The sequence below is a fragment of the Brevibacterium sp. JSBI002 genome, assembly GCF_026013965.1.
In the GTDB taxonomy this organism is placed as follows: domain Bacteria; phylum Actinomycetota; class Actinomycetes; order Actinomycetales; family Brevibacteriaceae; genus Brevibacterium.
Genome location: NZ_CP110341.1, coordinates 2,739,575 through 2,763,423, shown reverse-complemented (window position 1 = coordinate 2,763,423; position 23,849 = coordinate 2,739,575). Strand labels below are relative to the sequence as shown.

The 23,849-nt window shown below is 66.5% G+C and carries 17 protein-coding genes; 12 read left to right on the top strand and 5 right to left on the bottom strand.

Annotated elements, in window-relative coordinates; genetic code table 11:
- Positions 1-164 precede the first annotated feature (164 nt).
- Positions 165-2,765 carry a bifunctional metallophosphatase/5'-nucleotidase gene (locus LJ362_RS12550; protein WP_264799383.1) on the top strand — a complete coding sequence of 867 codons (2,601 nt, stop codon included), beginning with the start codon at positions 165-167 and terminating at the stop codon, positions 2,763-2,765.
- A gap of 215 nt (positions 2,766-2,980) precedes the next feature.
- On the opposite strand, the gene LJ362_RS12545 is transcribed toward LJ362_RS12550, so the two are convergent.
- A complete protein-coding gene (locus LJ362_RS12545; RefSeq protein ID WP_264799382.1) occupies positions 2,981-5,353 on the bottom strand; it encodes a hypothetical protein in 2,373 nt (790 codons plus the stop codon).
- On the bottom strand, positions 5,350-7,767 hold the full coding sequence (locus LJ362_RS12540) for a hypothetical protein (protein WP_264799381.1): 2,418 nt from the start codon (positions 7,765-7,767) through the stop codon (positions 5,350-5,352). Before LJ362_RS12540 ends, LJ362_RS12545 begins: the two co-directional genes overlap by 4 nt.
- A 320-nt stretch (positions 7,768-8,087) precedes the next feature.
- On the opposite strand from LJ362_RS12540, the gene rplM reads away from it, so the two are divergent.
- The 3 genes from rplM to glmM all read left to right on the top strand — a co-directional run bounded on the left by rplM (position 8,088) and on the right by glmM (position 10,896).
- A complete protein-coding gene (gene rplM, locus LJ362_RS12535; RefSeq protein ID WP_101543309.1) occupies positions 8,088-8,531 on the top strand; it encodes a 50S ribosomal protein L13 in 444 nt (147 codons plus the stop codon).
- A gap of 32 nt (positions 8,532-8,563) precedes the next feature.
- Positions 8,564-9,073, top strand: a complete 510-nt coding sequence (gene rpsI / locus LJ362_RS12530; RefSeq protein WP_025779545.1) for a 30S ribosomal protein S9 — start codon at positions 8,564-8,566, stop codon at positions 9,071-9,073.
- A gap of 470 nt (positions 9,074-9,543) precedes the next feature.
- Positions 9,544-10,896, top strand: coding sequence for a phosphoglucosamine mutase (gene glmM, locus LJ362_RS12525; protein WP_264799378.1), 1,353 nt, complete (start codon positions 9,544-9,546; stop codon positions 10,894-10,896).
- 324 nt (positions 10,897-11,220) lie between these two features.
- Here glmM and LJ362_RS12520 read toward each other — a convergent pair whose 3' ends face one another.
- Both LJ362_RS12520 and coaA read right to left on the bottom strand, forming a co-directional pair.
- Positions 11,221-13,083: an ABC transporter ATP-binding protein gene (locus tag LJ362_RS12520; protein WP_264799377.1), complete on the bottom strand. Its 1,863-nt coding sequence runs from the start codon at positions 13,081-13,083 to the stop codon at positions 11,221-11,223.
- Positions 13,084-13,332: 249 nt separating this feature from the next.
- A complete protein-coding gene (gene coaA, locus LJ362_RS12515; RefSeq protein ID WP_025779539.1) occupies positions 13,333-14,370 on the bottom strand; it encodes a type I pantothenate kinase in 1,038 nt (345 codons plus the stop codon).
- Between the two features lie 254 nt (positions 14,371-14,624).
- On the opposite strand from coaA, the gene glmS reads away from it, so the two are divergent.
- From glmS to LJ362_RS12495, 4 genes are all read left to right on the top strand, one after another.
- Positions 14,625-16,499 carry a glutamine--fructose-6-phosphate transaminase (isomerizing) gene (glmS, locus tag LJ362_RS12510; protein WP_264799376.1) on the top strand — a complete coding sequence of 625 codons (1,875 nt, stop codon included), beginning with the start codon at positions 14,625-14,627 and terminating at the stop codon, positions 16,497-16,499.
- A gap of 10 nt (positions 16,500-16,509) precedes the next feature.
- Positions 16,510-16,980, top strand: coding sequence for a holo-ACP synthase (locus tag LJ362_RS12505; RefSeq protein ID WP_264799375.1), 471 nt, complete (start codon positions 16,510-16,512; stop codon positions 16,978-16,980).
- 76 nt (positions 16,981-17,056) lie between these two features.
- Positions 17,057-18,364 carry a M20 metallopeptidase family protein gene (locus LJ362_RS12500; RefSeq protein ID WP_264799373.1) on the top strand — a complete coding sequence of 436 codons (1,308 nt, stop codon included), beginning with the start codon at positions 17,057-17,059 and terminating at the stop codon, positions 18,362-18,364.
- 105 nt (positions 18,365-18,469) lie between these two features.
- A complete protein-coding gene (locus LJ362_RS12495; protein WP_264799371.1) occupies positions 18,470-19,999 on the top strand; it encodes a bifunctional ADP-dependent NAD(P)H-hydrate dehydratase/NAD(P)H-hydrate epimerase in 1,530 nt (509 codons plus the stop codon).
- Positions 20,000-20,014: 15 nt separating this feature from the next.
- On the opposite strand, the gene LJ362_RS12490 is transcribed toward LJ362_RS12495, so the two are convergent.
- Entirely contained in the window at positions 20,015-20,692 is a 678-nt protein-coding gene (locus tag LJ362_RS12490; protein WP_264799369.1) for a hypothetical protein, read from the bottom strand.
- 152 nt (positions 20,693-20,844) lie between these two features.
- Between LJ362_RS12490 and alr the strand changes: the two genes are divergently transcribed.
- The 4 genes from alr to LJ362_RS12470 are packed head-to-tail and all read left to right on the top strand — an operon-like array spanning position 20,845 to position 23,841.
- Positions 20,845-22,059: an alanine racemase gene (gene alr / locus LJ362_RS12485; RefSeq protein WP_264799367.1), complete on the top strand. Its 1,215-nt coding sequence runs from the start codon at positions 20,845-20,847 to the stop codon at positions 22,057-22,059.
- Positions 22,056-22,661, top strand: coding sequence for a tRNA (adenosine(37)-N6)-threonylcarbamoyltransferase complex ATPase subunit type 1 TsaE (gene tsaE, locus LJ362_RS12480; protein ID WP_264799366.1), 606 nt, complete (start codon positions 22,056-22,058; stop codon positions 22,659-22,661). Before alr ends, tsaE begins: the two co-directional genes overlap by 4 nt.
- Positions 22,658-23,392, top strand: a complete 735-nt coding sequence (tsaB, locus tag LJ362_RS12475; RefSeq protein ID WP_264799365.1) for a tRNA (adenosine(37)-N6)-threonylcarbamoyltransferase complex dimerization subunit type 1 TsaB — start codon at positions 22,658-22,660, stop codon at positions 23,390-23,392. The genes tsaE and tsaB overlap by 4 nt, the downstream gene beginning before the upstream one ends.
- Positions 23,389-23,841 (top strand): GNAT family N-acetyltransferase, encoded by a 453-nt coding sequence (locus tag LJ362_RS12470; RefSeq protein ID WP_264799364.1) that lies wholly within the window; start codon positions 23,389-23,391, stop codon positions 23,839-23,841. The genes tsaB and LJ362_RS12470 overlap by 4 nt, the downstream gene beginning before the upstream one ends.
- The last annotated feature ends 8 nt before the right edge of the window (positions 23,842-23,849 follow it).

The window sequence follows — 23,849 nt, the reverse complement described above, 5'->3', positions numbered from 1 at the left end:
AGTCGCGATCATGTGAGAATTCCTCTTTCCAGTTGTGAGAATCCTGTGTAGATTCACACTTAAGTAACTTTCAGTTCGCATTGGCACTGCAGGATGGAATCCGTCTTCATCCCCACCGGCACGGTTGATGTGCGCCTCACTGAACGATCGAAGGAACCGAATACATGTCGAAACTTGTGACCAAAGTGCTGGCCACGGGCGCCGCAGTGTCATTGCTGACTCTGCCCGGCCTCGCGCCTGCCATCGGGGCACCCTCTCTGGGCAACGGAAACTCCGCTGAAGACAGCGCCACGGCGCCGAGTGAAGCGGCTCCCGCGGACCCCGACGAGTCGTCGAACGACTCGTCTGCTGACAGCAAGTCAGGGCCGTCGGACGACGCCGGTGAAGAGCAGGATTCCGGCCGCGATGCGCAGTCGGCACCCGAAGGCACCAAGGTCCAGCTGCTCAACATCACCGACTTCCACGGACGCGTCTCCGAGGCGGGCACTCAGGTCGCCTCGGTCGTCGAGGAGGAACGAGCGAAGTTCGGCATCGGCGGCGACAACAGGGGCACTGCCCTGCTCTCGACCGGTGACAACATCGGAGCTTCGACCTACACCTCGTCATCGCAGAACGACACCCCCACCCTTGACGTGCTGAACGCCATGGGTGTCGATGCCTCTGCGGTCGGCAACCACGAATTCGACAAAGGCATCGATGATCTCACCGGGCGCGTGAGCGACGAAGCCGACTTCCCGTACTCGGCGGCCAATGTCTACGACAAGGGAACTCAGAACGTCGTCGACGGCCTCGACGAGTACTCCATCGTCGACGTGTCGGGTGTCAGGATCGCCGTCATCGGCGTCGTCACCAAGGACACCGCCTCACTCGTCTCACCGGACGGCATCGCCGAGCTCGACTTCGGCGACCCTACGGACGCAGTCAACCGCGTCGCCGACGATCTCGAGAACCTGCCCGAGGACGAACGACCGGATATGACGGTCGTCGAGGCCCACCTCGGCGCGTCGTCGACCGAGAGCCTCGAGGACGCGAAAGCGTCGAACGCGGAGTTCAAGAAGCTCGTCACCGAGGCCGACGCCTCGGTCGACGCCATGTTCACCGGCCACACCCACATGCCGTACGCCTTCGAAGCACCGGTACCAGGGGAGCCCGACCGCACCCGCCCCGTCATCGAGGCCGGCAGCTACGGCGAATACGTCGGGCAGGTGACCATGAGAGTCGACGGCAACAGCGACTGGCAGGCCAGCGGCATCGATCTCATCAAGACCAAGGACAAGAGCTATGACTCCGAGGTCGTCGACAAGGTCGCCGGCATCGTCAGCGACGCAGAGGAGAAGGCCAAGGAGCTCGGCTCCGAGGTCACCGGCACGATCAGCGAGGACATCACCCGAGCGAAGAAGGACGGCGAGGAGGACCGCGGTGCCGAGTCCACGCTCGGCAACCTCGTCGCCGATGCGCTCAAGGAAGGTGTCGAAGAGACCCAGCTGGAAGAAGCCGATTTCGGCATCACGAACCCGGGCGGACTGCGCACCGACCTGCTCTGTGATGACATCTACAACACCGAGGAGAAGTGCGAAGTCACCGTTGCCGAGCTCAACAGCGTGCTTCCCTTCGCCAACGACCACGGTGTCGTGACGATGAAGGGGTCGGACGTCATCGGCCTCTTCGAAGAGCAGTGGCAGCCCGACGGCGCCTCCCGGTCGTTCCTCCACCTGGGCATCTCCGATGATCTCGACGTCGTCTACGACACGGATGCCGACAAGGGCGAGCACGTGAAGTCCGTCAAGGTCGACGGCAAGGACATCGACCCGAACCAGGACTACCGGGTCGCGACGCTGAGCTTCCTCGCCACCGGTGGTGACAACTTCTCCTCCTTCGCCAAGGGCGATTTCGAGCAGTCGGGACTCACCGACTTCGAGACCTGGGAGAACTACTTCAACAAGCACCAGGCCGAAGGCGAGGAAGTCACCCCGGACCAGAACGAACGCCAGGCAGACGCGGCCAAGGACGTCATCGACAGCGGTGATCTGAGCGCCGAGCTGACCGGGCCGACGGCCATCAAGCCCGGTGAGAGCGCTGAGTTCGCGCTCAAGACGAACGCGAAGTCCGAGGTCGCGGGTCCCATCGACGTCACCGTCGACCTGCCGGAGGGCTATACCGCCGAGGCAGCCGCGCAGTCCGAGTCCCAGTCTGCTTCCAGCAGCGCCACCAAGGGCAAGGCCCCTGAGGTCAGCGCCGAGGCGGCCAAGACGATCACCCTCGATTCGATCCCGGCGGGGGAGTCCCAGACTGCTGTGACAGTGACGGCACCGAAGGACGCGTCCGGTGAGGTGACCGTCAAAGCTGACGTGCAGGCGAATGTCGATGGTCCATGGTGGGATGACAACCCGCTGCCGCTGGCGCATGAGTTCGAAGCCACCGCTGCAGTCGGTGACGATGCGAACGCCTCGGCCGGCGATGACGGTTCCGCCGACGGCGGCAATGCCGATGGCGGGGCTGCTGACGGCGGAGACAGTGCGGCCGGTGGCAATGCCGATGGCGGCGACAGCGCAGCCGGGGGCAATGCGGACGGTGCAGATGCATCGGCCGACGGCGGTTCGGCCGATGGCTCCGGAAGTGACGCGAACGGTTCGAAGGACGGCGGTGACCTGCCGCGCACCGGCTTCGAGACCTTCAATATCGTCGCCGCGGCTCTGGCGCTCATCGTCGCCGGCACCACTGCGGTCACGATCGTCCGCCGCCGCAAGCTCAGCCTGCAGAGCTGAGTCAGGCTGGAGTCAGACCGGCGGGCCGGAGAGTTCTTCTCTCCGGCCCGCTGTCGTATACAGGCACATCTCTCGCGGAGTCATCCCGCGCCCTGAGCGTCGTCTCCACCCGGTAGTCGCACGTCGCACCGGTGTACCGGGGCGTTGTGTCGCTGCGGGGGCGGTTTGCGAGGAAAGGTGGGTGCTGACGCTACCGGTGCGTGATGCCGGCAGCGTCAGGGGCGTGACGATGCACCGGAGTCGTCGGTCGCCTCGGGGTCGGAGCCGGTGACTGTCTCCGAACCGTCGGCCTCGGCATCGGAGTCGGCAGGGGGCGCATCTGCATCGGCGCTGGCGTCGTCATAGGTGGGTGACTTCGACGGGACCGGCGGGAGACTGGCGCGGAAAGTCTCGAGGTGAGTGAGCACCGGGACGAGGAAGAGGATGCCGACGGCCGGCACGACGATGCCCGAGTCGTTGATGAGAGTGCCGACCCCCAGCAGGATCGCGAGGCTGATCATCGCCGCCCTCAACAGCGGGATCCGCCGATAAGTGTCCTGAAGCCCGTGCAGTCTGAAGCGCGCTGGATCGAGGGCCATCCAGAACACACCGATGATGACCAGCGGCAGCACCAGAGTCATCCACGACTGGGTGAGGATGTCGATGTTCATACCGATCTTGCGGGCTAGAACGCTGAGCGCCTGACCGCTGATGATCGAGTCGAAGAACCGTCCGAAGTGCGTGCGCTGATCGGCCGGGCGCAGCCAGTCGAGGAACAGCACGGTGAGCATGACGAATCCGGCGATGCCCACCGTCAGCCCCAGCCGTTTGAGCGAGAACCGGATGCTCGCCGCGGACAGAACGAGGTAGGCGACTCCGATGATGAGGGTCGGTACGGACCCGAACTTCGTGCCCAGACCTGGTGCTGCGAGGATGACGCAGGAGGCGAGCACGGGAACGGTGACGATGAGGACCCGATGCAGCGGCTTGGTCACCAGAGACGCGAACCCTGCGACCGCCAATAGCAGCGCACAGCAGTACAGCGCCAGTGCCGAGTTCCCGATCCCGTAGAACCGGGAGGCGATGAGCAGGGGCTCACCCAAGAGCGTCGACATCTGCAGCTGGGATCCGGTGACGACGTCGTAGGCGAGCACGGCGACGGTCACGGTGGACACGAAGAGCACCGGCCCGAACTTGTGCCGCCGCCAGGGGCCGAGGAGCGCCAGCACCCCGAGCAGCAGCGCCCACCCGGCCAAGGCTCCGAGCATCGCGATGTCCGGATTCGTCCCCCGCTCCCACGGCACGGTATTGACCAGATACGTCGAGATCGGCATCGCCGCGAATACGACACCGAGGCGGTACGCCCCGGAATGGACGAGCTCCCGGTGGTTCTTCCGCATGAACCACGCCAAGGCCAACAGTCCGATCATGAGCACGGCGACCACGGGGAAGAACCACGTCGACAGATCGTTCTGCGTCTTCACCGCCACCTGACGATCGAGGACTGCCTGATAGCGCGAATGCCAATCGGACCCATGCGCCCCCGAGGTCATCGGCGCCCCGGCCGCATTGTCCATCTCCTCGGCACCGGACAGTGCCACGAGCGTCGGTGCCAGGTCGGGCACCTGCACCAGTCCCGGCTGACGCGTCGACGAGGAGGTGAGCAGTCCCGCCTGCTCGCCCGGGGCGACCATCATCGTCGCCTGCATCGACGAACCTTCATGCGTACCGTCGGCGATCGAGGAGAACACCACGGGAACGCGTCCTTCGCCGAGGCGGTTCGGCTGATCCGCGCTCATCCATCCCGTCGATTCGAGGATGTCCCCGACCTGAGCGTCGAGATTCTTCAGCGAGTAGCCGTCGGCGGCGGTATTGCCGAGATCGACGAGCGTAAGCTCGCCGTCTGCGGTCGATTTCGCGACGTCCGCTCCAAGGCCGGGTCCGACGGGCGACCAGGTCTCGACGCGGCCGGTTGGGGTGGCCGCGGCGATGGCGGCACCGTTGCCGAAGGCGCGGATATCGGGCACTGCCTCGGCCAGCGCCCCGAGGGAGGCATCGTAGTTGTCGCCGCGGGCCACCTGCGCGTACACGTCCCAATCGGCGACCCAGCCGTCGAGGGGAGATGCCGGTTCGCGGCACTGATCGCGGGGTTCGTCGGCGGCGCGCCGCCCGGATCCGAGTCCCAACCAGCCGTCGACCGGGCAGCTCGTCGCGCGCACGCTGCGAGGCGTGATCGTCCCGATCTGCCCGCCCTTCATCATCACCCACAGATTCGGTGTGGTGCGCGGATCGAGATCCTCGAAGCTGAACCCGGAGACGTTGATCGACACGACCCCAGGATTCGCCGAGGCGGCCCCACCGTCGGCGTCTTCCGTGGCCGGAGCCGTGCCCCCGTTCCCGCCTGCCGCCTGGGAGAAGGCCCGAGCCGACGCGCTCGTATCCGGGCCAGTGACCGCCCCCGCAGCCGCAGCCGGGCCTGCGCTCGGGACCACGCCCGGACCCGCGCTTGGCGCCGCCTGCCCGGCTTGGGGCAGGCCGAGGACGAACAGGGCGATGGCCAGGATCCCGAGCAGAACCCGGGCGGCGGAGGAGGTCACGGGGGCTCTCATCGGTGAGCCTCCTCGGCGTGTTCAGCACTGAGCGCCAGCAGGAAGGGCAGCAGAACCATGGCTCCGGTCGAGGGCACGGCGACCCCGGAATCGGTGAGCACGAGCCCGACGCCGAGCCCGGTGGCAGCGGCCAGGAATCCATAGTGCAGGTCGGAATCGGTGAAGAGCTGGGGGAGCCGTCCGCGCCATCTGTTGACCAGACGTCCGGTCCGGCTGCCGGCGTGGACGTGGGGGAAGTGGAGGAGGTAGCGGAGGAAGATGAGGATCGCGATGGCCGCAAGCGGAGTGACGATGGCCAGAGCCGGATTGACCTGGATGATGTGGAGGTTCGCGCCGAGCTTGCGACCGACGACCTGCAGGGCCTCACCGGTGACGATCTGGTCGAAGAAGGTGCCGAAATGAGAGCGTGCTCCGGCAGGGCGCAGCCAGTCGAGGAAGGCGATGCCGATGAGCACGGCCAGCGAAGACAGACCGATGAGGGCGAGGCGCACCAGAGTCAGTCGGATCTTCGACAGCAGCGCCAGCAGGACCATGAGGCCGGCGAGGATGGCGATCGTACCGCCGAACTTCGCTCCCCAGGAGGGATTGCCGGAGACGAACACGGCGGCCAGTCCGACGACGACCGGCACGATGATCACTGCCTTTCGGTGCCCGCGCGCCCGCAGCCACGAGACCATCAGCCCAAGGAAGATGAAGAGGCTGACGATGAAGATCGCCGCGCCCTGATTGCCGAGTCCGTAGTAGCGACCGCCGACGATCGGGTTGTAGCCGAGCAGCGAGTTCGCCTGCAGATGCGACCCGGTGGCCAGGTCGATCGCGAGGATGAGCAGGTTCGCCCCGGTCAGGGCGCCGACCCGTCCTCGCCAGGTCCGACCCCATGGCGGGATGAGGGCGAAGGCGAACAGAACGGAGGCCGTGCCGATGACCGAGAGGAACAGACCGAGCCCGGGGTCGGCCATTCTCGACCAGGGAAAGAGCCCTGCGAGGAACGCTCCCATCGGCAGGGCCGCGACGCCCAAGGACGCCCAGCCGAGGAATCGGTGGACGTGGGGCGCTAGGGTGGCGCCGCCTCGGCGACCGAGGATTGAGCGGTTGAGCAGGACCGCGCACGCGATGAAGAGGACGTAGAAGATGACGTCGAGGGTGATGGAGAACGTCGAGAGATTCTGATGGATCGTCGTCGATTTCTGCGCCTCGGCGACGAGATCGTCGATGCGCTGCTGCGGATCATCATCGGTCGGGGCGGAGTCGAGGCCGACGGCGCGCGGGGAATCGATGTCGAGGACATCGAGGATGCCCGGTGCCAGATCGGTGATCTGCAGCAGCCCCGGGGTGCGGGTCGTCGCCGAGGACAGGGACCCGGGTTCGAAGCCGGGCCCGGAAGCGATGAACGCGCGCAGCTGCGGCAGTCCGGAACTGTCACCGAGGCCGGCGACGATGATCGTCGGATCCGCTGCCCCGTCCTTCGCGTTCTCCCGCACTTCCTGCAGACGCACGCCGAGGCGGCGGTCGGCTTCGGCGACGCGGGTCTCCCGGTCGTAGTTCGGCGGAACGGTATAGGAGTACTTCGGGATCGGGTCGAACAGCCAGGAGCGGATGCCGATCGCGCCGAGATCGACGACGCCGAGGCGGCAGTCCGTGGCCGTCGCATCGTCCGTGAAGTTCGTCACCACCCCGTCTTCGTCCGCGGCGGCATAAGCTGCGCCGGGCCCCTCGGCTGCGACGCAGGGTTCGAGCAGGGAGTCCGCATCGGTTGCGTCGGTGCCGGCGGGCACCGCCTTGCCGGCTTCGGTCACAGTGCGCGCGAGCATCCCGTAGTCGACGGAGTAGCCGGAGCCGATATTGGGCTCCTTGACTGCATCGAAGCCCTCGATCCGAGCCGTCGTCGTTCCGGCCGCGGATTCGCCGCCATGAGCTTCATCACTGTTCGCCGGCTCCTTCGCCGAGGCTGCCCCGTCCTCGGTGTCCACGGATCCGTCCGTGGCGGGGGCGATCATCGTCGGGCAGCGGGCCGAGTCATCGGGGTCGGCATCCTCGGCGATGGGGGAGGGTCCGGCCTGTGCGCGGGCGCCCGCGCCGAAGGACAGCCAACCGGAAGCGGGGCAGGTGGCCGAGCCGATCGTGCGCACGTTGAGGTTCGCGGCCGCGCCCTCGGAGAGCAGATGAAAGAGGTTCGGAGTGCGCTCAGGATCGATATCATCGATGGTCAGACCCGGAATGCCGAATACGACCGTCTGCCCGGCCGGGGGCCTGCTGGTGTCAGTGGATTGCCCGGAGGACGCATTCGCGTTCGCAGCCGAACCGTCGTCCGACGCCATACTGTCCGGTGATGCCGGATCGTCGGTTGGTGCCGACGCGGAGGAGGGGCCGAGTCCGAGGCCTGCCGTCAGGAGCCCGACCAGGAGACCCAGCATCAGGATTCTCAATGCGGGAAGTCGGAAGGGCAGGCTGGAGTGAGTCGGCACAGATCAATACTATCGGCTCGGGTTTCAGCTGGCCCTGAGACCGCTCTGGGCGTTTGCTCCCCGGGCCTGCGGGCATGTATATTTGATTGTCGTTGTGTGTGCTTGTCGCACTCCCTTACATAGCCTCATGCGTTGCAGGCCCGTAGGTGAGGGGAATGCGTCGATAGGTTCACCCGATTGAAGACAACCAGCGCTTGAGACCCATTGGACTCACGACCCGATGAGGAACCGGCGCTGCACTGAACACAGATACGAAAAGAAGGCTACTTTTGCGTACGTATACAGCTAAGTCCGGTGACGTTGAGCACCAGTGGCACGTCATCGACGCCACTGACCAGGTGCTCGGTCGCCTTGCTTCGCAGGTTGCACGCCTCCTGCGCGGCAAGCACAAGACCACGTTCACCCCGAACACCGACACCGGTGACTTCGTCATCATCATCAACGCCGACAAGGTCGCGCTGACAGGTGCGAAGCTCGAGAAGAAGCGCGCTTACCGCCACTCCGGATACCCCGGCGGCCTCAAGAGCGTGAACTACGCCGAGCTCCTCGCCACCCACCCCGAGCGTGCAGTCGAAAAGGCTGTCGCCGGTATGGTCCCGAAGACTCGTCTCGGACGTGCCCAGATGCAGAAGCTGAAGGTCTATGCAGGTGCCGAGCACCCGCACGCCGCTCAGAATCCGCAGCCGTACGAACTCAGCCAGGTCGCGCAGTAAGCGCCTGAGCCCTAGACATACCGAGGAGAACCGTGGCTGATACCACCAACGCGACAGAAACTGTCGAAGAAGAGATCACCGAATACACTTCCGAGACTCCCGCATCCGCTGGCCTGGGCGAAAGCACCGCTGGTGGACGTGGACAGTCCCTGACCGCTCCCGGCAACGGAGTCGGCCGCCGCAAGCAGGCAATTGCTCGTGTGCGCCTCGTCCCCGGCACCGGTGAGTGGACCATCAACGGGCGTACTCTCGAAGAGTACTTCCCGAACAAGCTGCACCAGCAGCTCGTCAACGAGCCCTTCACCCTGCTGGACCTGGGCGGACGTTTCGACGTCATCGTCCGGATCTCCGGCGGTGGACCCTCCGGCCAGGCCGGCGCCGTCCGCCTTGGCGTGGCTCGTTCGCTCAACCAGATCGACGCGGAGTCCAACCGCGCCGAGCTGAAGAAGGCCGGTTACCTCAGCCGCGATGCTCGCGTTCCTGAGCGCAAGAAGGCCGGTCTCAAGAAGGCCCGCAAGGCACCTCAGTTCTCGAAGCGCTGATCTCGCTGGCGAACCGACTGCGGCTGGTCTGCCACTGAGTCGCAGTCATCGACAGTTCAGCATCATGAACATGAGAACGCGGTCCCGAACCAGGTTCGGGACCGCATTTCTCATATCCGGACTCATCTCACACTGTCACTGACGTGGCCACGCGGTCGGGTGTGCCGCCTCGACGCATAATCCGTCGTTCAAGCCTGAGCGCGAATATCGCATGGTGCACAGCACGATAAGCGCGCTCCGCCTTGAACGAGCTGATCACCTTCCGCTCGTTCCCGTCGTTCAAGGCGACGCACATCTTTCGAGCTGGGCACCGCGCGATAAGTGCGCTCGGCCTTGAACGGACACTCGCGACGCCGCGATCACAGGAGCCACGGCTGCGGTCGGCCGCCTCGGCGAGGGTGCCGACATCACGAGCGACACACGGCGGATCGACTAAGATCGACTCCGACATTGACGAAAGGATCCCCACTATGTCTCGACTCTTCGGCACCGACGGAGTACGCGGACTGGCCAATCGCGATATCTCGGCCAAACTCGCGCTCCAGCTCTCGGTCGCAGGTTCACGCGTGCTCAGCCGCGGCTGGACGGGTGAGAAACGCCCATTCGCCGTGGTCGGACGTGACACGCGCGTGTCCGGCGAGTTCCTCTCCGCCGCACTGAGCGCAGGCATCGCCTCGACCGGAGTCGACGTCCTCGACGCGGGAATGCTGCCGACCCCGGGCATCGCCCAGGTCGTCAAGGACACCGGCGCCGCTTTCGGCGTCGTCATCTCCGCCTCCCACAACCCCATGCCCGACAACGGCATCAAGTTCTTCGCAGCGGGAGGCACGAAGCTCGACGACGCGGTCGAAGACGAGATCCTCGCGATCTTCGACCAGGACTGGGACCGTCCGACCGGCGCGGACGTCGGCCGCATCTCGCGCTACCCGGCCGCTGCCGACGAGTACACCGAGCATCTGGTGCGCTGTGTCGACGCCGACAACGTTCGTCCGCTGTCCGGGCTCAAGGTCGTCGTCGACTGCGCCCACGGTGCCGCGTCCATCGTCGGACCCGCCGCCCTGCGTCAGGCCGGCGCCGAGGTCATCGTCTCCGCCGCCGAACCCGACGGCTTCAACATCAACGACGGTGTGGGCTCGACTCACCTCGGACCGCTGCAGCGCCTCGTCGTCGAGACCCAGTCCGATCTGGGTGTGGCCTTCGACGGTGACGCTGACCGCTGCCTGGCCGTGGATTCGCTGGGGCGGGTCGTCAATGGTGACCAGGTCATGGGCATACTGGCGATCGGGCTCAAGGAGCTCGGTGAACTGCGCGGCAACACCCTGGTCACGACCGTCATGTCGAACCTGGGTCTGAAGCAGGCGATGGACAAATACGGCATCGAGACCGTGCAGACCGCTGTCGGCGACCGGTATGTGCTCGAGCGGATGCTCGCCGACGGGTATGCGCTCGGCGGGGAGCAGTCCGGACACGTGCTCATGCTCGATCACGGCACCACCGGCGACGGAGTGCAGACCGCCCTGCACCTGATGAAGCGGATGGCCGACGCCAAGCGGACTCTGGCCGACCTCGCCGCGGAGATCCCGCAGCTGCCGCAGGCACTCGTCAACGTCAAGGGCGTGGACAAGAACCACGTCGATCACCCGCAGGTCGCTGCCGAGGTGGCTGCAGTCGAGGCCGAACTCGCCGACACCGGTCGCGTGCTGCTGCGTGCCTCGGGCACCGAGCCGCTGATCCGCGTCATGGTCGAAGCCGCCACCGAGGATGCCGCCTCCGCCCAGGCCGAGCGCCTGGCCGCGTCGGTCAAGGAGCACCTCGCGCTGTAGAGGTTTCCGGCGGATTGATCGATCAAGGGCTCGCTCAGATATGCCGCGGTATTCCGCAGCATATTCGGGCGGGCCCTTTATCGACGTTGAGAGGCGCAAGGTGTGCCGAGTGCGCAGCGCCGCGAAGATCGCCACTTGAGAGGGTTCCTGCCGTGGCGGCCGCGCGTTGAATGGCCTCGTGCCGCGGCATTGGCCAGTTAACTGTGCGCAGATTGCACATTTTCGGCTCGAAACCGGCAATCTGCGCACACTTAACTGGAGGAAGTCTCCGACCATGCGGCGCCGGTGCAGGGCTCGCGCCGAAAGCGGCGCAGCGCCGCACCCTCAGCTCGAGGCGAACTGGGTGGCGTAGAGCTCGGCGTAGCGGCCACCGCGACCGACGAGCTCGTCGTGAGTGCCCTTCTCGATGATGCGACCGGCCTCGACGACGAGGATCGTGTCGGCCTGCCGGATCGTCGACAGACGGTGGGCGATGACCATAGCCGTCCGCCCGTGCATCGCCTGGGCCAGGGCACGCTGGATCGCGGCCTCATTCGTCGAATCCAGCGCCGAGGTGGCCTCATCGAGCACGACGATCTCCGGAGACGCCAGCAGCATCCGGGCGATGGTCAGGCGCTGACGTTCGCCTCCGGAGAGTCGGTACCCGCGTTCGCCGACGACGGTGTCCAGTCCATCGGGAAGCGCATCGATGACGCTCCTCAACTGTGCCCGTTCGATGGCATCGAGCATCTGCTCCTCGGTGGCATCGGGATTGACCAGCGCCAGGTTGGCGCGGATCGACTCGTGGAAGACATGACCGTCCTGGGTGACGACGCCGACGGCCTCGCGCAGATCGGCGAACGACAGATCGCGAACATCGACTCCGCCGATGGTGATCGTGCCGCCGGTGACGTCGTAGAGCCGCGGCAGCAGTGACGCGATCGTCGACTTTCCCGCACCCGAGGATCCGACGAGGGCAACGGTGTGCCCGGCGGGGATCGTGAAGCTCAGATCGTGGAGAACCTGATCGCCGCCGCGGGTGTCGAGCACGGAGACGTCTTCGAGGCTGGCCAGGCTGACCTGCGAGGCGCTGGGGTAGGCGAAGTCGACGTGATCGAACTGCACATCCAACCCACCGGCTGGCAGAGCCTTCGGCTGCGACGGTTCCTTGAAGTAGGGCACGAGGTCGAGGATCTCGAATACCCGCTGGAATGACACCACTGCGCTCTGGATGTCCAGGCGCGCGTTGGCGAGCATCGTCAGCGGCGTGTAGAGCCGGGTCAGCAGCAGTGCCAGGGTCACAACCTGACCGGCGTTGAGGTTGCCGACGACGGCCTGTGCACCGCCGACGCCGTAGACGAGAGCCAGCGCCAGGGCGGAGACCAGAGTCAGCGAGGACACGAACGTCGACTGCAGCATCGCGACCTTGACGCCGATATCGCGGACCTGACCGGCACGGTCTGCGAACTCCTCGTTCTCCTGGCGGGGATTGCCGAAGAGTTTGACCAGGGTGGCACCGGCGGCGGAGAAGCGCTCGGTCATGCGGGTCGACATGTCTGCGGAGTTGTTGGCCGCTTCGAACTGCAGGGATGCGAGCTTCCCGCTGAGCATTCGGGTGGGGATGATGAACAGCGGCAGCAGCAGGATCGACAGCACGGTCACCTGCCAGGAGATCGTGACCATGACGCCGACGGTCAGGGCCAGGGAGACGAAGTTCGACACGATGCCGGACAGGGTGTTCGAGAACGCTCGCTGCGCACCGATGACGTCCGTATTCAGCCGGGAGACCAGGGCGCCGGTGCGGGTGCGGCTGAAGAATGCGATCGGCATCGACTGGACGTGATCGTAGACGGCCGTGCGCAGATCGAAGATGAGTCCCTCACCGATCCGTGAGGACAGGTACCGGTTCGTGATCGAGATGGCCGCATCGGCGATGGCCAACCCGCCGATGGCCACGGCCAGCCACACGACCGTGGAGACAGGGCCGCCTCCGGTGATCGCGTTGACGACGTCGCCGGCGAGCACCGGGTTGAGGACGCCGATGCCCGCGGTGAGCACGGACAGCAGCAGGAAGATGATGAGTTTGCGCTTGTGCCGGGTCGCATACCCGGCGATTCGCTTGTAGATGCCCGGTTGGATGCGCGTCTCGGGGGTCTTCTTGCTCTTGACCGAGGAGTACATGAGGTGATGTGCGGATGGCACGCTCATACTGGGTCCCTTTCTGCTGCCGAAACGACCGAGCATGCACGGGGGATCCCGTGACGGTGCGAGGATCGCTCGCATCCGGTCGCCGCCGTGGGCGGGTGGCCTGCCGGCGGTGAGTAGTTCAGTGCATACTGTGCAACCGCCAGAGCGGTGAAACTATTTCACCACCGCCCGGCGACTCCCGTCACAGGTCCGCTTACAAGCTCGCCGAGGCGGCCGCCAAGTCCTGATGCTCCGACCCGGCGACCCCCGTCACAGCTTCCGCAGCTGCACCTTCCGGATCGTATGGTCGGAGGATTTGTGGAGCACGAGATCGGCTCGGCCGCGGCTGGGCTGGACGTTTTCGCGCAGGTTCGGGAAGTTGATGGAGTCCCAGATCTCCGTGGCCAAGGTGATCGCTTCGTCATCGTCGAGCTGCGAGTACCGGTGGAAGTAGGAGTCCTCGTCCTGGAACGCGCCGTGCTTGAGCTTGAGGAACCGCGAGATGTACCACTGGCGGATATCGCGGGAGCGCGCATCGACGTAGACGGAGAAGTCGAAGTAGTCGCTGATGGCCAAGCCCACGGTCCCGTCCTGACGGGGGCGGGCGGGCTGGAGGACGTTGAGGCCCTCGACGATGAGGACATCGGGGGAGCGCACGACCACCTCGGCGCCGGGAACGATGTCATAGGTGTGGTGCGAGTACACAGGCGCACGGACCTCGGGGGCCCCGGACTTCACGGCGGAGATGAACTTGAGCAGCTTGCGCCGGTCGTAGGATTCGGGGAATCCCTTCCGCCCGTTGAGGCGGCGACGGTCGAGTTCGGCATTGGGGTAGAGGAATCCGTCGGTGGTGATGAGCTCGACGCGCGGAGTGTCGGGCCAGCGGGCGAGCAGTTCGCGCAGCACACGTGCCGTCGTCGACTTGCCCACGGCCACCGATCCGGCGACGCCGATGACGAAGGGCGTGCGCTTGGCATCCTGCGGTTCCAACCCGCGTTCGTGCAGCGGAGAGAAGAATTCCCTGGTCAGGTCGTGCTTCGCCCGCCGTGCGGAGACGTAGAGGTTGAGCAGTCGTGACAGGGGCAGATAGACCTGGGCCACCTCGTCGAGGTTGATCCGATCCCCGAGACCGCGCAGCCGTTCGATGTCGCGTTGCTTCAGCGGCAGCGGCGTGGCCTGGGCGAGCGTGCCCCACACCTCCCGGTCGAATTCCCAGAACGGGGACGTCGTGTCCGGTTCGCTGCGCCGGGCGGTATTGAGTCCGGCGAGCTTGCGCGCACGGTCCAATTGAGGGTCGACATGGCTCATTCTCCCATTGTGTCATGCGTCATGTTCGCCGCCCGCGTCAGGTCTTCGCCGCCCGCCCCAGGTCGGCGAAAGCCCCCACCCCAACCGAGGCGCCCCACCCTCACCGAGGAGGCCGTTCCGTCTCGGGCTCCGTCGGGTCTGCCGGCCCCAACCGGGTACTCCCGCGCCCGCGTGCGCGTGCAGTTCGTCACGTTGACCCGATCGTGACTCGCCGGAATACCCGAGATCGGCTATCAGTGCGTAAAATCTCCCTCATGTGTGGAATCGTTGGCTATGTATCCAAGGCCCCCGTTGACAATGCCGACCACTCGGCGCTCGATGTCGTGCTCGGCGGCCTGAAGAGGCTCGAATACCGCGGCTACGACTCGGCCGGCGTCGCGCTCGTGACGCCCGACGGTCAGCTCGCCTCGGCGAAGAAGGCCGGAAAGTTCTCCGCCCTGACCGAGGAGATCGAGGCCAACCCGCTGCCCGCTGCGCAGACCGGAATCGGCCACACTCGTTGGGCCACGCACGGTGGGCCCACCGACGTCAACGCCCACCCGCACCTGGCCGACGGTGGGAAGCTCGCGCTCATCCACAACGGGATCATCGAGAACTTCGCCCACCTGAAGAAGGACCTCGTCGCCGAGGGCGTCGAGTTCCTCTCCGAGACCGACACCGAGGTGGCCGCCGCCCAGCTGGCCAAGAACTATCAGGCGACCGGTGACCTCACCGCCGCGATGCGTAGGACCGCCACCGAACTCGAAGGTGCCTTCACCCTGCTCGCCGTCCATGCCGATGCTCCCGGCCAGGTCGTCGCCGCACGCCGCAACTCGCCGCTGGTCATCGGCCTCGGCGAGGGCGAGAACTTCCTCGGCTCCGACGTCGCCGCGTTCATCGACTACACCCGGACGGCCGTCGAGATCGGCCAGGACGAAGTCGTCACCATCACCCCGGACGAAGTCACGATCACTGACACCGCAGGCAACCCCGTCGAGGGCGAGCAGTTCGAGGTCGACTGGGACACCGCCTCGGCGGAGAAGGGCGGCTTCGCGTCCTTCATGGACAAGGAGATCCACGATCAGCCGCAGGCCGTGGCGGATACGCTGCTCGGCCGCCTCGACACCGAGGGTCGCCTGACGCTGGACGAGATGCACATCGATGAGAACGTGCTCAAGTCCGTGGACAAGATCGTCGTCATCGCCTGCGGCACCGCAGCGTATGCCGGTCAGGTTGCGAAGTACGCGATCGAGCACTGGTGCCGCATCCCCACCGAGGTGGAGCTGGCCCACGAATTCCGCTACCGGGATCCGGTGGTCACCGAGAAGACGCTCGTCGTGGCGATCTCGCAGTCCGGGGAGACTATGGACACGATCATGGCCGTCCGCCACGCACGTCAGCAGGGTGCGAAGGTCATCGCGATCTGCAACACCTTCGGTTCGACGATCCCACGCGAATCCGATGCCGCGCTGTACACCCACGCCGGCCCGGAGATCGCCGTGGCCTCGACGAAGGCCTTCCTGTCGCAGGTCGTCGCCTGCTACCTGCTCGGCCTCTACCTCGCCCAGCTGCGGGGCAACAAGTTCCGCGACGAGATCGGCACGATCCTTAACGAGCTGCAGTCGATCCCTGCGAAGATCCAGCACATCCTCGACGAGACGAAGTCGCAGGTCCTTGCGCTGGCCGACCGCAACCAGGATGTCGGTTCGGTGCTGTTCCTCGGCCGTCACGTCGGCTACCCGGTGGCGATGGAGGGTGCGCTCAAGCTCAAGGAGCTCGCGTACATCCACGCCGAGGGCTTCGCCGCCGGTGAGCTCAAGCACGGACCGATCGCGCTCATCGACGACGGTCAGCTCGTCATCATCGTCGTGCCGTCCAAGCGCGGCCGGGATTCGCTGCATGCGAAGGTCATCTCGAACATCCAGGAAGTCCGTGCCCGCGGTGCGAACACCGTCGTCATCGCCGAGGAAGGCGACGAAGAGGTCGATCAGTTCGCCTCCGAGGTCATCTACGTGCCCGAGACGACGACGCTCATGGCGCCGCTGCTGACGACGGTTCCGCTGCAGATCTTCGCGATGGAGCTGGCCACGGCCAAGGGCCTCGACGTCGACCAGCCGCGCAACCTCGCGAAGTCGGTCACGGTCGAATAAGGACGCGAGTATGGCGATCTTGGGAATCGGCACCGACATAGCCGACGTGCCGCGCTTCGCGGAGCACATCGAACGCGTGCCCGAACTCCTCGATCGTCTGCTCACTCCCGGTGAGCAGCTCAAACGCAACGGCAAACGCCGGACGGATGCCTCCTTGGCGGCACGATTCTCCGCGAAGGAGGCGCTGAAGAAGGCGATCGGCTTCCCCGGATGGCTGCCGTGGCAGTCCGCCGAGGTGGTCCCCGCTTTATCCGGTGCGCCGAGTTTCCGTCTGCGCGGGCTCGTGCTCGAGCACTTCCGTGCCATCGGCGGGACGAACATCCACCTGTCGATCACCCATGATGCGCACCTGACGATGACCTTCGTCATCGCCGAGGGCGACGGGCCGTCGCTGAGCCCCGGCATCGAAGGTGCCGCCGAGCACTTCACCCACTCGATGTACGGTAAGGGCGCGCGTCTGGGCGAGATGCCGGAGCAGTAGTTGTTCCGGGGCGCAGGCCGGTGAGCAGGATCGACGTCCCTCCTGCTGCGGTGTCCGGTGGTAATAGACTCAGGGCATGAGCTCACTTCCCAACGATGCCGACGTCACTCCCACCGTAAACGACACCAACACTCCCACAGCCGCTGCAGCAGCACGCGCAGTGCACCTGCCCACCGCCGATGACGCTAACGACATCGCCCCCGGCCTGGTCACCCTGCGCCGTGCCCTGCACGAGAACGTCGAGGTCGGACTCGACCTGCTGGTGACGCAGAAACTCGTCCTCGACGCCATCGAAGGCCTCGACGTCGAAGTCACAACAGGGGAGGGGCTGTCCTCGATCGTCGTCGTCCTGCGCGGCGGTGCCCGCAAGGAGGACTCGACCGGGGTCGTGCCTGCCGTCCTCCTGCGCGGGGATATGGACGGACTGCCCGTCACCGAGGCGACCGGATTCGACTTCGCGGCCACCTCGGGGAGGATGCACGCCTGCGGCCACGACCTTCACACCGCCGGGCTCGTCGGCGCACTCAAACTCCTCCACCGCGACCGCGACTCCCTGCCCGGCGACGTCGTGTTCATGTTCCAACCCGGTGAAGAAGGCTATGACGGGGCCGGGAAGATGATCGACGAAGGCGTCCTCGACGCCGCCGGTCCCCGCGTCAAGGCCGCCTTCGGCATCCACGTCTCCGCCGACGCCGACCTCGGCGTCGCCAGCTCCCGCCCCGGGTCGTACATGGCGGCGTTTTCGAAGATGACGATCACCGTGAACGGCAAAGGCACGCACGCCTCCCGCCCGGCCACCGGTAAGGACCCCATCCAGGTCGGCGCGATGCTCGTGGGCCAGCTGCAGGAATACGTCACCCGCCGGTTCGACATCTTCGACCCGCTCGTGATCACCGTCGGTCAGTTCAACGGCGGCACCGCGCCCAACGTCGTCCCCGACTTCGCGACCTTGGTCGTCAGTGTGCGCACGTTCTCTGAAGCGGTGACGTCCCGCGCCGAGGCGGAGCTGCCTCAGCTCGTTCGTGACCTCGTAGCCGCCCACGGTCTGAGCGCCGAGGTCGAATACGAACAGATCCTGCCGCCGACGATCAACGACGACGCCGAAGCCGAGTTCTTCCTCTCCACCTTCACCGACCTCTTCGGCGAGGAGCGGACCGTGCGCAAGGCGAATCCGCTGCCCGGTTCCGAGGACTTCTCCCGGGTGCTCGACGCCGTGCCCGGAGCCTATGGACACTTCGGGGTCTCCCTGCCGAATCTGCCGGTCGAAGAACGCGAAGCCAATCATTCCCCTCGCGCCCGCCACAGCGACGACGGTCTCGCCGACCAAGCTCTGTTCCTCGCCCATCTGGCCGGGCGCCGGCTGGCGCAATTGGCCGAGGGCTGATCCGCCCGACCCTGGCACGTGTGCGTGAGAAGGCATACGGTGCAGGGATGAGCCCTGTACAGGGCGACAACGAACCAGGACCCGCGTCGTGAAGAGGAGCAGTCGATGAGTGTGTTCGCCTACCCGAGCGAGACCATCAGGGAGGCCGAGGCGCCTCTCCTCGAGGCCGGTGTCCCGCTGATGGCCCGAGCCGCCCGGGCGCTGGCGAACATCAGCATCGACACCCTCACCGCCGACCACGGACAGGTCACCGGGGCCAGGGTTTGCGTGCTGGCCGGGCCGGGCAACAACGCCGGGGACGCGCTCTTCGCCGCGGCGACACTGGGCAGGCGCGGTGCCGCCGTCACCATCATCACTCTCTTCGACCGTACTCACGGCGAGGGGCTCACTGCCGCGCGCCGTGCCGGGGCACAGGTCATCGCGTTCACATCCTCCGAGGCCGACGCCGCCCGCGCCGATGCTCTGCGGGAACTCTCCCGCGCCCATCTCGTCCTCGACGGCATCCTCGGCACCGGCGGTCGACGCGGTCTGCCCGACCACATCAGCTCACTCATCGCCGACTGGGTCCCGCACCGCACCGGCCGCCTCATCGCCGTCGACATCCCCTCCGACCTCGACCCGAACCACACCGGAGCCGAGAAACGACTCCACGCCGACCGCACTGTGACCTTCGGCGGACTCAAGACCGAACTCATCGATACGCGCGCGGACGAGTTCACCGGAACCATCGACGTCATCGATATCGGCCTCGGCCTCGACCCCAGCTCGGCCGCCGCGGAGCTGCTCGATCGCGATGATCTCGTCTCCGGATTCCCCCGCCCCGATGAGGCCGGGCACAAATATTCCCGCGGTGTCACCGGGGTCCTCGCCGGCTCCGAGGACTACCCCGGCGCGGGCGTGCTCACCACCACCTCGGCGGTGAACACCGGAGCGGGCATGGTCCGTTACCTCGGCTCACCGCTCGTCGCCGAATACGTCCTCGGTCTCCACCCCGAGGTCGTCAACGCCTCTGGCCGCATCGACTCCGTCGTCCTCGGCCCGGGCGACCCCGAATCCGAATTCGTGCAAGGCGTCGCCGAGGCGCTGGCCGGCAACCGCACACCGGTCGTCGTCGACGCAGGCGGCCTCGACATGATCGCCCGCGCCGAAACGATGGCAGGCACCTGGCTGGCCGACCGCCCGCTCATCATCACCCCGCACGCCGCCGAACTGGCACGGCTGCTCAGCCGCCTCCTCGGCGAGATCATCACCGCCGGTCGGATCGGGACGAACCCGATGCGGTGGGCTCGGCGGGCCGCGGAGCTGACCGGCGCGATCGTCCTGCTCAAGGGCCATCACACGGTCATCGCCGCCCCCGACGGGCACGTCGTTCTGCCTGCCCCGGGGCCAGGCACCCTCGCCACGGCGGGCTCCGGCGACGTGCTCGCCGGGATCCTCGGCACGCTCGCCGCAATCACCGCCGCCCACGGCCGCTACGACAGCGACGACCGGACGCGTCCACCTCGCGAGTGGGCTCGCCTGGCCGGACTCGGAGTGCTGCTGCACAACGAGGCCGGCCGATGCGCGGTGACCGCGTCCGGGTTCGCCGATGCCATCGCCGAGGTGGTCGGCGAACTCATCCACGGCACCGACTGAATCGGCTCACCCGCCTCAGTGGATGAGGATCTGCGTCTTCGTCGTGCCCTCCCACTTCATCGCCTTGACGAGGCTGGACTCGTACATCGACACACAGCCGGCGGTCTTCATCGACTCTGTGTTCGCATGCAGGAAGATCGCCGATCCCTTCCCCGGTGTGCGAGCCTCGTTGTAGCCGATGACCTGGGCATACTTGTACGGCTTCGGCTGGTAGAGGGATTCACCCTCGTACCCTTCGGACTTCCGCTGCATCGTGTTGTATCCCTCGGCCTTCGTCGCGTCACCGTCGACCCAGACATGATCGCGGGTGACCTTCGTCCACGGCTTGCCCAACCCGGGATTCGCCGAGGTGCCGAATCCATTGCGCATCCAGAACACACCCTTCGGGGTCTTGCCGTCACCTTCCCGTTTGCTCGACGTGGTGCCGTTGTAGCCGAGGCGGGCCTTGAACGGGCCGCTGTCGCGGACGTACCGGTCGCCGGACTTCTTGCACAGGTAGATATCGGCGGTGGTCGTCGACCGCTGCTTGACCTCGATGGCCTTCGCAGCCGTCACCGAGCTGTTCGACTCGACGCCGGTGCAGTACTTCGCGGCTGCCTCGGCGGAACCGGTCTGTCCGATCACGGTGAGGCCTGTCGCAAACAGGACGGCCGCGACCACCATCGCGAGGATGCGGGCTGGTGTGGTGTGCATGATGTCTCCTTCTTCATCGAATGGCTCGTCGAGCCGGTCTTCGCCGAACACGACGTCGGCTGCACCTGCGACACCGGCACCGGAGCCGAATGCCGCGGGGGATCAGCGTAGCGAAGGTGCTGGTCGGCGGAGGTCGGCGGTAGTCTTATCCAGTGACATCTTTCGACATCCCCGAGGCTCTCGTGCGGGCCGAGATCGACGAGGCGGCCCTGCGCGACAACGCCGCCGTCCTTGCCGATCGCCTCTCACCCGCCCGCCTCAAATGCGTCGTCAAGGCGAACGCCTACGGGCACGGCATCGACCTCGTCGCACCTGCTCTCTTCTCCGCCGGATGGCGCGAGTTCTGTGTGGCCACGATCCCCGAAGCCCTTCGTCTGCGCAGCCTGCTCGGCCCCGAAGCGCAGATCCTCGCCTGGCTCTACGGACCGACCACCGACCTCGACGAGGCGGTGCGCGCCGACATCGAACTGGGCATTTCGACGGTCGGGGCCCTCGACCGACTCGCAGCGGCGGCCTGGCGCACCGGCATCACCGCCCGAGCCCATCTGAAGATCGACACCGGTCTCGGCCGCAACGGTCTGTCCCCGGAAGCGCTCGTCCGTGCCTTCGACTGGCTGCGCCGCCACGCCGGAGACAGCCGCACCGACGACTCCGGGAATCCCGAGGCCGGCGCCGATATCCGCATCGTCGGGATCATGAGCCACTTCGCGGTTGCCGACGAGCCCGAACGCCCGGAGACCGCAGCGCAGAGCGCGGTCTTCTCCTCCGCCCACGGGCAGCTTCGGGCGGTGCTCGACGCCGCGGACGGCCGCCTCGGCGAATCGGATGACCTGGATGTGCACATCGCGAACTCGCCGGGAGCGCTCACCCTGGGACCGTGCCCGGGCACCTCGGCGAGGGTGGGGCTCGCCCTCTACGGTCTGTCCCCGCTGGAAGACGGAGATCCGGCGGCCCTCGGGCTCCGGCCGGTCATGCGGCTGACCTCCAGCGTCATCAATCTCAAGGACATCCCAGCAGGTCACGGCGCTTCCTACGGGCTGACATTCACCGCCGCGACCGATACCCGGTTCGCGCTCGTGCCCGGTGGGTACGGGGACGGACTGCCGCGGGCGGCCTCGAACCGCGCCGAGGTGGCCATCCGGGATCGTCGGTACCCCGTCGTCGGGCGCATCGCCATGGATCAGATGATCATCGACATCGGGGCGGGCAACGATGAGGTGGCCATCGGCGACGAGGTCGTCATCTTCGGCCCAGGTGGGCCGAGCGCGGCCGAGTGGGGGACCTGGGCGAACACGATCAACTACGAGATCGTCACCCAGCTCAGCGCCCGCGTCGACCGGGTCGCCCGGAAGGGAGACGGCCGATGAGGGTCCATCTCGAATCCTTGGAACAGATGCGCACGTTCGCTGCAGCCCTGGCCGAGCATCTGCGCGCCGGTGACCTGCTCATCCTCACGGGCAACCTCGGAGCGGGGAAGACGACGTTCACACAGTCGCTGGGCAAAGCCCTCGACGTGGCCGGGCGGATCACGTCGCCGACGTTCGTCATCGCCCGCGAACACCCGTCGCGCTCGGGCGGGCCTGCCCTCGTCCACGTGGATGCGTATCGGTTGGCCGACGGGGAGGAGCTCGAAGATCTCGACCTCGACTCCGAACTGGACGAGTCGATCACGGTCGTCGAGTGGGGAGCCGGCTTGGCCGAGCAGCTCAGCAGCGATCACCTCGACATCACCATCACCCCGGTGTGGGACGAAGACGCGGGGGACGATGAGTCGGTCGGTGTGGACGACGAGGACGAGGTGGAGGACGAACGGCGCACCGTCGACCTCGTCGGTCGCGGGGATGCCTGGATCGAACGCATGCCGGCGGTTGAGGCTGCTGTCTCGGCACTGGCAGGCGTGCGAGTCGACGACCCGGCCCCTGCGGATCTGTCTGCCGAGGACTCGGCGAATGAGGGAGACGAATCATGATCATTCTGGCCATCGACACCTCGCAGTCGGCCTCCGTGGCCCTCGTGGATACGGACACCGGTGCGGTCATCGCCGCCGAACAGGCCGATGACCAGCGTCGACACGTTGAGTTCATCGGTCCTGCGCTCGCCAGCGTGCTCGCCGAGGATGCCCAGCCCGAACTCGTCGTCGTCGGCATCGGACCCGGACCCTTCACCGGATTGCGAGTGGGCATCGCCGCCGGAATCGCCGTCGGTCAGGCCCGCGGGATTCCTGTCAGGGGACTGCTGTCCCAAGCCGCGATCGCCGAAGAGTTCGCCCGCAGTGCCGAAGGCACCCCAGCACCTGCGTCGGAGGTCGCGTCGCCCGCCGCGCACGCATTCGGCAGCCCCGTCCTCATCGCCTCGGACGCCCGCCGCAAAGAGGTCTACTTCAGCGTCTACGACTCCGCCGACGCGACGCTGAACGCCGGACCGTTCGTGGCCAAACCGGCCGAGGTTGCTTCAGTTCTCGCCGACAACGGCTACCGGCTCGATACGATCGATCAGAAGCTCGGCCGCGGATTCCTCCTCTATCCGGACGTCCTCGGAGCCTCGAGCACCGAGTCCATCACGGATCCTCGTGCCGAATATCTTGCCTTCGCGGCGGCACGGGAACTCGCCGCCGGTCGAGACCTTGCCGACCCGATCCCCGAGTACCTGCGCGAACCCGATGCGAAAGCGACCCCGGTACGCGAGAGCTCATTGAAATGACCTCCCTGACCATCGCCGAGCTTCCCTGGTGGGACCTCGCCGAGGTGGCCGACCACGATGCGGCGATCTTCGGACCCACAGCCTGGACGCTCGGTTACTACTGGTCGGTCAAGGCGCAGAACGGCACGGTCATGCTCGCCGCCAGGACCGCGTCGGCGGGGGAGCTGACCGGGTGGATCGTCATGTCAGGGGCCGGTGCGGAAGCCGACGTGATGACGATCGCCACCACCGAGGCGGCACGTGGTACAGGCATCGGTCGCGCCCTGCTGCAGGCGGGAATCGATTGGGCGAGGGAACGCGGCTCCGAGGTCGTCCACCTCGAGGTCGACGAACGCAATGCTGCGGCGCTGGCGATGTACGCATCCTTCGGGTTCGAGGAATGGGGGCGGCGTCCGGACTACTATCCAGGTGCCGCGGGAATCCTCATGCGTCTGCGGATCGGCGGCTGATCCTTCTC

Bases quoted from the DNA above. Each gene is read 5' to 3' on its own strand.
- LJ362_RS12550 (WP_264799383.1), top strand. From the start codon at position 165: ATGTCGAAACTTGTGACCAAAGTGCTGGCCACGGGCGCCGCAGTGTCA.
- LJ362_RS12545 (WP_264799382.1), bottom strand. From the start codon at position 5,353: ATGAGAGCCCCCGTGACCTCCTCCGCCGCCCGGGTTCTGCTCGGGATC.
- LJ362_RS12540 (WP_264799381.1), bottom strand. From the start codon at position 7,767: ATGCTGGGTCTCCTGGTCGGGCTCCTGACGGCAGGCCTCGGACTCGGC.
- glmM (WP_264799378.1), top strand. From the start codon at position 9,544: ATGTCTCGACTCTTCGGCACCGACGGAGTACGCGGACTGGCCAATCGC.
- LJ362_RS12520 (WP_264799377.1), bottom strand. From the start codon at position 13,083: ATGAGCGTGCCATCCGCACATCACCTCATGTACTCCTCGGTCAAGAGC.
- coaA (WP_025779539.1), bottom strand. From the start codon at position 14,370: ATGAGCCATGTCGACCCTCAATTGGACCGTGCGCGCAAGCTCGCCGGA.
- glmS (WP_264799376.1), top strand. From the start codon at position 14,625: ATGTGTGGAATCGTTGGCTATGTATCCAAGGCCCCCGTTGACAATGCC.
- LJ362_RS12505 (WP_264799375.1), top strand. From the start codon at position 16,510: ATGGCGATCTTGGGAATCGGCACCGACATAGCCGACGTGCCGCGCTTC.
- LJ362_RS12500 (WP_264799373.1), top strand. From the start codon at position 17,057: ATGAGCTCACTTCCCAACGATGCCGACGTCACTCCCACCGTAAACGAC.
- LJ362_RS12495 (WP_264799371.1), top strand. From the start codon at position 18,470: ATGAGTGTGTTCGCCTACCCGAGCGAGACCATCAGGGAGGCCGAGGCG.
- LJ362_RS12490 (WP_264799369.1), bottom strand. From the start codon at position 20,692: ATGCACACCACACCAGCCCGCATCCTCGCGATGGTGGTCGCGGCCGTC.
- tsaE (WP_264799366.1), top strand. From the start codon at position 22,056: ATGAGGGTCCATCTCGAATCCTTGGAACAGATGCGCACGTTCGCTGCA.
- tsaB (WP_264799365.1), top strand. From the start codon at position 22,658: ATGATCATTCTGGCCATCGACACCTCGCAGTCGGCCTCCGTGGCCCTC.
- LJ362_RS12470 (WP_264799364.1), top strand. From the start codon at position 23,389: ATGACCTCCCTGACCATCGCCGAGCTTCCCTGGTGGGACCTCGCCGAG.